This is a genomic window from Acetobacterium sp. UBA5834 (genome assembly GCF_002435675.1).
Classification (GTDB): Bacteria; Bacillota; Clostridia; order Eubacteriales; family Eubacteriaceae; genus Acetobacterium; species Acetobacterium wieringae.
In genome coordinates, this window is sequence record NZ_DJGY01000065.1 from 24538 (window position 1) to 33421 (window position 8884).

An 8884-nucleotide genomic window follows, 5' to 3' on the forward strand; every position below is an offset into this window, starting at 1 on the left:
GATACGTTCATACAAAAATATTTTCTTCATGTGAGAAAAAAGACATTGACAAAATGTCTAAATTTTAATAAGATAATCGGAAATACTTAAAAAGGGAGTGATTCCACTGTTAGCATCAAAATTAATTTTAAAATGTCTTGAACGAGAAAATGTTGAGTTTGTGTTTGGTTATCCCGGAGGTGCCCTCCTGCCTCTCTATGAAGCATTTAGAACATCTCCAATCAAACATATTTTAGTGCGAAACGAACAGACAGCGCCGCATTATGCGAGTGGATATGCCAGAGAATCTGGGCGTGTCGGTGTATGTTTGGCAACATCAGGTCCTGGGGCAACCAATTTAGTAACCGGTATTGCAACCGCTTACCTTGATTCGATTCCCATTGTTGCCATTACCGGTCAAGTGGATCGGGCCCTCATCGGAACAGATGCCTTCCAGGAGGCAGATATCACCGGTGCAACCGCTCCCTTTACAAAACATAGTTATTTGGTTCAAAATGCTGCGGATATCCCCAGAATCATTCGAGAGGCTTTTCATATTGCTTCGACAGGCCGACCAGGACCGGTTCTCATCGATATTCCCCGAGATGTTCAACTGGAGAATGTCAAAACCGGACTCACCTATGACAAAATTGACATTATGGGGTACAAGCCGAATCTCAATGGTCACAGTGGACAAATTAAGCGGGCAATAAAAAAGATAAAAGAAGCGACAAAGCCGGTTATTTATGCTGGTGGTGGCGTTGTTCTGGGAAATGCACAAACAGAATTACTAGCCTTTGCAGAAAAGAACAATATACCCGTAATTACTTCGCTAATGGGGATTGGTGGGTTTCCAGAAGATCATCCGTTATATTGCGGAATCGTTGGTAGCCACGGCTATAAGTATTCCAATGTGGTAATGAATGGTGCCGATTTAATCATCAATATTGGGGCACGAATGTCGAATCGCGCGACATCGCAGTTGACAAAATTTGAAAAGGATACTGATTTTGTTCATATTGATATCGACCCGGCAGAAATTGGAAAAAATATGGAAACAAATATCCCGATTGTCGGAGATGCCAAAACGGTATTATCCGAACTGGTACAAAAGGATACCGTTGGTGACCATGCTGGTTGGTTGGCTGAAATTGAAACAATTCGCAGCGAGAACCCGCTGGTTTACGATGCTGATCCGCCATGTAGCGATTTGATTAACCCGAAGATTTTGTTTAAAGATATGTCGGAAATGACTTCAGATAATGCTACGGTAGTGGGTGACGTCGGACTTAACCAAATCTGGTCTGCTCTGTATTATCGGATTATTAAAAACCGCAGATACTATACTTCTGGTGGGTTGGGAACCATGGGCTATAGTATCCCGGCTGCCTGCGGCGCCGCTTTTGCAACCTTGGACAAACCTAAGGAAATATTTATCGTCTGTGGAGATGGCAGTTTCCAGATGAGTATGGGTGAACTGGGAGTAATAGCCGAACATCAGCTGAATGTCAATATTATTCTGATTACCAATACAAAGTTGGGAATGGTGCGACAGCTGCAGTTTGATAACTATGGTAAAGGTCATTATAGTGGAACGGATATTAATTTCGATATTGATTTTATGAAACTGGCCGAAGCCTATGGCATCAAAAGTTTTAAGGTTGATAAAAACGCTGACTTTAACAAGGTGCTCCCGGAAGTAATCAAGCATCAGGGTCCAACCTTGATTCAATGTCAGGTTCATCCTGATTTCATAAGGATATAGGGAGAGTGACAATGGAGAAAAAAACCTGTTTATCATTATTGGTAGAAAATAATTTTGGTGTCTTAAGCCGCATTTCAGGTCTCTTTGCGAGACGTGGTTATAATATTGACAGTCTAACAGTCGGAACCACCGAAAATGCTGAACTTTCCCGGATTACCATTACGGTGACCGGAGATGATCAAATTTTAACCCAAATTAAAAAGCAATTAAACAAACTCATTGATGTAATTACCGTTATTGAGCTAAAACCGGATGAAGCCATTATCAGAGAGTTGGTTTTTATTAAGGTGAAGGCTGATGACACGACCCGATCTCAAATTGTCGAAATTGCCAATATGTTCCGGGCTAATATCGTCGATGTTGCCAGAGAAAGTTTGGTTATTGAAATTACCGGCACCCGCTATAAAATCGAAGGCTTTTTTGAAATGGTTGAACCCTATGGGATTTTAGAATTTGTCCGATCTGGTGATACCGGTTTACAACGGGGCGGGAAAATATTATCCCATTAATAAAAATCATAATAATTATGAACAAAACATGCTATCGAACCGCTGGAATTAATTTCAGCGGTTCGTAACCGTTCTGGTTCTTTTGTTTTTTTTGTTTTTTTACTTAAATTATGAAAAAATATACAATTTTTTACTTGTCAAAAAGTGTATAATTATGAAGACTATCAATTACTGAAATAATTCATTAGCCGAATTTGAAAGGAGTTTATTATATGAGTCATGAAATAAACGAACATGAGCATAATTGTGGATGCGGCTGTCACGGGGAAAAAACAAATCCCTTCACTGAACTAAACCCAGTGTTGGATCGTTATGCTGATATTCCCGGAAGTCTGATTTCGATCCTACAAAAAGCTCAGGAACTTTATGGTTTTTTATCGGTGGAGCTGATGCGTCATATCGCAGCCGAAACCCACATAAGTATTGCCAAGGTTTACGGGGTGGCCACCTTTTACACCCAGTTCCGTTTCGAGCCGGTCGGGAAATACCTGATCATGCTGTGTCAGGGGACTGCCTGTCATGTCAACGGCTCCAAACTGGTGGAAGAAGCGGTGATGGACTATCTCAAGATTAAGGAAGGCGAAACCACCGCCGATGGTCTGTTTACCCTGAACAACGTGGCCTGTCTGGGGTGTTGCAGTTTATCTCCTGTAATGATGATCAACGACGATACCTATGGTCAGCTGACCAAAGAAAAGGCCACTCATATTCTGGCTGAGTTAAAAGAAAAAGCCAGTAATGAAGGGACTGATTCAGAGACCAGCATCCAGGAGGTGACGGCATGAAAATTATTATCGGATCAGGCAGCTGCGGCATTGCCGCCGGCGCCCACAAGGTACAGAGCGCATTTGAAACCATCATCGCCGAAAAGGGTCTGGAGCTGTCCGTTGAACAAACCGGATGTATCGGCACCTGTTACCTGGAACCCATTGTTGACGTGGTTGACGATGCTGGCAACAAGGTGACCTTTGTCAACGTCACCACCGACGATGCCCGGCGGATTATTGACAACTACGTGGTTGCCCAAAAAGAACTGACGGATTTACAGATCTCTCAGGATGACCTGACCATGATTGGCAAACAGAAACGGATTGTGCTGCGCAACTCCGGGATCATCGATCCCGAACGGATTGACGACTATCTGGCCGTTGACGGCTACCTGGCCGCCCGGAAATGTCTGACCGAGCTGACCCCGGAAGCCATCATCGAAACCGTCAAGATTGCCGGTTTAAAGGGCCGGGGCGGGGCCGGTTTCCCCACCTGGTTCAAATGGGACGCCGCCCGGAAATCCCCCGGAACCACCAAATATATGGTCTGTAACGCCGATGAAGGCGACCCCGGCGCCTTTATGGATCGGTCCGTGCTTGAAAGCGATCCCCATGCTTTGATTGAAGGGATGTTAATCGGGGCCAAAGCCATCGGTGCCAGCGAAGGCGTTGTTTACGTCCGGGCCGAATATCCCCTGGCCATTGTCCGTTTGCAGAAGGCCATCGACCAGGCCCGGGAAAAAGGCTATCTCGGCTTAAATATCTTCGACACCGGGTTCGACTTCGACCTGCGGATCAAAGCTGGCGCTGGCGCCTTTGTCTGCGGCGAAGAAACCGCCCTGATCGCCTCACTGGAAGGGGAACGGGGCATGCCCCGTTTAAAACCACCCTTTCCGGCCCAGAAAGGCTACTGGAACAAACCCACCAACATCAACAACGTCGAAACTTTTGCCAATGTGCCCTGGATCTTCCGTAACGGCGGCGACGCCTATGCCGCTCTGGGCACCAGAGAGAGCAAAGGCACCAAAGTTTTCGCCCTGACCGGCAAGGTCAGAAAAGGCGGTCTGGTGGAGATCCCCATGGGATTGACCTTAAGAGATGTTATTTTTGATATCGGTGGTGGAATTAAACAGGATAAAGCCTTTAAAGCCGTGCAAATGGGGGGGCCCTCCGGCGGATGTATCCCCGCCAGTTTACTCGATACCCAGATCGACTACGCTGAAATCACCAAAACTGGTGCCATCATGGGCTCCGGCGGGATGGTGGTCATGGACGAAACCACCTGTATGGTGGACATGGCCCGATTCTTCCTCGATTTTACCTGTAAAGAATCCTGCGGCAAATGTACCTACTGTCGGGTGGGTACCACCCGGATGCTGGAAATCCTCAACCGGATTACAGCAGGTGAAGGAAGAGACGGCGACATCGAACTGCTTGAAGAACTCTGTTACAAGATCAAAGACGGTTCCCTGTGCGGCCTCGGTCAGACCGCTCCCAACCCGGTACTGACCACCATCAAATATTTCCGGAACGAATATGAGGATCATATTTACCATCATAAATGTACCGCCAAAAGCTGCAAGCCGCTTCTGACCTACACCATTGATCCTGAAAAATGTGTGGGCTGCGGTGCCTGTAAGAAGAACTGTCCGGTAGACGCCATTACCGGCGAAAAGAAAAAAGTCCATGAGATTAATCAGGAACTTTGTATCAAGTGCGGCAAATGTTATACGGTCTGTAAATTTGATTCCGTCATCATCGACTAGAAAGGAGTGGGAGAATGAAAAAATTTAAACTGAACATCGATGGAAAAGAAGTCACCGGCATTCCCGGACAAACCATTTTAGACGTCGCCCGGGAAAATGCAATTGATATTCCCACCCTGTGCTATGACGAACGTCTGGACATCTTCGGATCCTGCGGACTCTGTGTGGTGGAAGTCCAGGGGATTCCCAAAATCCTGAAAGCCTGCGCCACTGAAATCAGCGACAACATGGTGGTGAGCACCCGGACTCCCCGGGTTATTGAATCCCGCAAAACCAATCTGGAACTGCTATTATCTAAACACATCGGCGACTGCGTTGCCCCCTGTAAACGAGCCTGTCCCGGCACCACCGACTGTCAGGGTTACGTCGGCCTAATTGCCAACGGCGAATTTTCCGAAGCTTTAAAACTGATCAAAGAACAATTACCCTTGCCCGGAGCCATTGGCCGGGTCTGCCCCCACCCCTGTGAAACCGCCTGTCGCCGGGGGGAAGTCGATGAGCCCATCTCGATTGCCTGGCTCAAACGTTTTGCCTCTGACTTTGATATGACCCATGCGATGTTTGTACCGGAAATTGCCAAAGACACTGGAAAATCCATCGGGATTATCGGCGGCGGCCCCGGCGGACTCACCGCTGCCTATTACCTGATTCAGTCCGGTCATGCCGTGACCATTTATGACGCCATGCCCAAAATGGGTGGGATGCTGCGTTACGGGATTCCTGAATACCGACTGCCCAAAGGCGTGGTTGACGAAGAAGTGGGACTGATTGAAGACATGGGGGTGGTCTTTAAAAACAACACCCGGGTCGGTACCGATATCCCCTTTGACACCATCCGCAACAGCCATGACGCCGTCTACGTCGCATTAGGCGCCTGGACCAGTTCCGGACTAAGATGCGAAGGTATCGACGCTACCGGTGTCATCGGCGGAATTGAACTGCTGCGGCAGGTGGCCAATAACGAACCCATCGTTCTCGGTAAAAAAGTCGCCATTGTCGGCGGCGGCAACACCGCCATGGATGCCTGCCGGACTGCCATCCGTTTAGGCGCCAAGGAAGTCTATAATATCTACCGCCGCACCAAAGCCGAAATGCCGGCCGAAGCAATCGAGATCATCGAAGCCGAAGAAGAAGGGGTGATCTTTAAAAATCTGACCAACCCCATTGAAGTCATCAAAGGCGATGACGGCCAGATTGTTAAAATCCGGCTTCAGAAAATGGCCCTTGGCGAGCCCGATGCCAGCGGCCGCCGCAGCCCGATCCCGATTCCCGGCGAAGAAGAGATTCTCGACATTGATACCCTGATTCTGGCCATTGGCCAGGGCATCAACCCGGATGGGATTGGCGGCGAAAATGGCCTGACGCTGACCAAATGGAATACCGTGCTGGCCGATGAACAGACCTTCCGCACCAATCTGGAGGGCGTTTTTGCCGGTGGTGACTGCATCAACAGCGGCGCTTCCATTGTCATCAAAGCCGTTGGCGATGCCAAAAAAGCCGTGCCCTTTATTGAAGGCTACTTAAACGGTGAAACCATTGCCTACCATGAACCCTATTATGTTACCCGGGAAGTCGTCGATCAGGATTACCTCGAAAGCATCAAGAAAAACAAACGGCCGGCAATGACTCATCTGGCACCGGAAGAACGCAACGACAACTTCCTCGAAGTCGTCGAAGGCTATACCCCGCTCCAGGCCGTGGAAGAAGCCAAACGGTGCCTCGAGTGCGGATGCCAGGATTATTTTGAGTGTAAGCTGGTGGCCTATGCCAACGAATATGCGGTCAAACCCGACCGCTTCAAAGGAAAGAATCCGGAAGCAAAAATTCAGGATGACCACCCCTTTGTCATCCGGGATAACAGCAAGTGCATCACCTGTGGTCTCTGCGTCCGGGTCTGCGATGAAATCGTCGGCGTCCAGGCTCTGGGTCTGGTTGATCGGGGCTTTGAAACCATTGTCGAACCAGCCCTGCGCCAACCACTAAAAGACACCGGCTGTGTCAGCTGCGGCCTGTGTATCTCGGTCTGTCCCACCGGCGCCTTAAGAGAAGGTCTCACTGGCATTAAACAGATCCCGCTGGATACCGATAAAACCGAATCCACATGCGGTTACTGCTCTGCCGGTTGCCAGATTATTATTGAATCCAAGGGTGATACCATTATTAAAGCGATTCCCCGGAAAAACCATCAGGAGATCAACCAGGGGGTCATGTGCGGTCGGGGCCGCTTCGGCACCAACCTGGTGCAGTGGGGCGATCGCATCACCACCCCGCTGATTCGCAACAAACAAGGCGAGCTTATCGAAGCCACCTGGTATGATGCCCTGGTTGCCATTGCCAAAAAATCCCAGAGTATTGCCGCCCGCTATGGTGCTAATGCTGTGAAGATGGGGATTTCACCCAAATATACCAACGAAGAAATCCATACCTTCACCCGGCTGGCGGCAGTGCTCCGGGCGGAAACCTTCAGTTTCAGCAACCGTCATGATGGTGCGAAAGACGTTCTCAAGAGTGATTATCAGATCCGGGATATGAACGCCATTGTGACCGCCGATACCATTCTGGTCCTGGGTATGCTGCCGGTCAACAACCCGATTGTCAAGTATAAGCTCACCCAGGCATCAAAAAACGGCGCCAGTATTTTTGTCATCAACCATCTGGAAAGCGGTTATGATCACATCGCCGATGAGTTTATCACCGAATGCGAGGATCTGGAGTTTTTGGGAGAAATTACCAAGTATGTGCTGGAAAACGGAACCATCAACACTGATCTCAACAATCTGGAGCAGTTAAAAGCATCCCTGGAAGACTTTGACATCGGTGACGAAACCCAGATTATCGGCGAAGGTCTGGTCAATGCCAAAAACCTGGTGGTGGTACTGGGTGATAAGTATATCACGGAAGAAGCATCCGCTTTGGTCGGCGATATACTGGCGCTATTGGGCAAAACAGACGGCAGACGCAGCGGTATCTTCAGAGTGGCTGTTAAGAACAACAGCCGGGGACTCACTGCCCTTGGGGTGACCAATACCCCGGAAGTTCTGGCCGATGCCAAAGCGCTGCTGCTTTTTGGTGAAGATCCCAATGCTGACTTAAGTGGCTATGACTTTTTAATGGTGCAGGATACTCATCTGACAGATGCCGCTCAGAAAGCTGACGTGGTGCTGCCAGCCCTGGCCTTCCCGGAAGTGAGTGGCACCTTTGTCAATACCGAAGGACGGTTACTAAAAGTAAAAAAAGCTGTGGACAATCCCCTGGAACTGAGTAATCTGAAAATGGCTCAGGCCATCGCGGATATTCTCTCAACCGATCTGGGATCCGCCTGTCCGGGCAAGATTTTAAAAGCCATTGGGGAAACTCATGATGCCTTCAGAAATGTGGGCGTCGGTGAACTGCTCAACGGCCTGCAAACCGAAACCGGTGAAACCGCCCTTAAACCCTATCAGGAAGGACGTCTCTTTACGGAAATCCCCTATACTGATTATTTGATGAATGAGATTCAGGGCGAACTGAATAAGGTGATTAATCATTAAAATCCCTTTTATTATGAGCTTTTAAAGAATAGATCGTAGAACTCAATAAAATAACTAAAAATTGTCGATAAACTAAAAGTACCGTTTTGATGATCGTTTCAAAACGGTACTTTTTAGATAAAAGATGCAAAATAGAAATGCGGTTTTTGGTGTGTTATTCTTCTTCACAAATCAGTAAAAATATTTCTCGGGCGACCCCAGTTAGATTGGTTTGATCTTCAAAGGATAGGTTTCGGATTTTGGCTACAATGGGATCATTTCCTGAATATAAGGCATCAGCCTTCATTACAACTTGCATTTGCGACGGTGACATATTTGTCAATTGATAAGTAGCCGGATTAAGGGTGATACCAATTCGTTTTTCGTTTTTGATAAACTCCATTCGATTTCCGCAAACAAGACCTTGTTCAAGATAGGTCCATCCTTCACACTGGGCTTTGGCTAAAATTTTCTTCATTGTTGGCAACTCCTATAAAAATTATATTACTTTAGTGAAATTATTGGATATTGTCCAGCTGTCCATGCTGAAATCGGTTGGCAGATCTAGTGTTTTTGACCAACTAAATTG

6 protein-coding genes are annotated in these 8884 nt (G+C 47.7%); 5 read left to right on the top strand and 1 reads right to left on the bottom strand.

What is annotated here, in order from left to right:
* Positions 1-100: 100 nt before the first annotated feature.
* From ilvB to B3F51_RS13410, 5 genes are all read left to right on the top strand, one after another.
* The gene (gene ilvB / locus B3F51_RS13390; RefSeq protein ID WP_070371237.1) at positions 101-1744 is read left to right on the top strand and encodes a biosynthetic-type acetolactate synthase large subunit; all 1644 of its coding nucleotides are present in this window, start codon (positions 101-103) and stop codon (positions 1742-1744) included.
* A gap of 11 nt (positions 1745-1755) precedes the next feature.
* Positions 1756-2253, top strand: coding sequence for an acetolactate synthase small subunit (gene ilvN, locus B3F51_RS13395; RefSeq protein ID WP_070371223.1), 498 nt, complete (start codon positions 1756-1758; stop codon positions 2251-2253).
* Between the two features lie 212 nt (positions 2254-2465).
* The gene (gene nuoE, locus B3F51_RS13400) at positions 2466-3038 is read left to right on the top strand and encodes an NADH-quinone oxidoreductase subunit NuoE (RefSeq protein ID WP_070371224.1); all 573 of its coding nucleotides are present in this window, start codon (positions 2466-2468) and stop codon (positions 3036-3038) included.
* Positions 3035-4786 (top strand): NADH-quinone oxidoreductase subunit NuoF, encoded by a 1752-nt coding sequence (locus B3F51_RS13405; RefSeq protein ID WP_286947574.1) that lies wholly within the window; start codon positions 3035-3037, stop codon positions 4784-4786. The genes nuoE and B3F51_RS13405 overlap by 4 nt, the downstream gene beginning before the upstream one ends.
* A gap of 14 nt (positions 4787-4800) precedes the next feature.
* Positions 4801-8316: a molybdopterin-dependent oxidoreductase gene (locus tag B3F51_RS13410; RefSeq protein ID WP_286947576.1), complete on the top strand. Its 3516-nt coding sequence runs from the start codon at positions 4801-4803 to the stop codon at positions 8314-8316.
* Positions 8317-8470: 154 nt separating this feature from the next.
* On the opposite strand, the gene B3F51_RS13415 is transcribed toward B3F51_RS13410, so the two are convergent.
* The gene (locus B3F51_RS13415) at positions 8471-8773 is read right to left on the bottom strand and encodes a hypothetical protein (RefSeq protein WP_148636456.1); all 303 of its coding nucleotides are present in this window, start codon (positions 8771-8773) and stop codon (positions 8471-8473) included.
* Between the last annotated feature and the right edge of the window lie 111 nt (positions 8774-8884).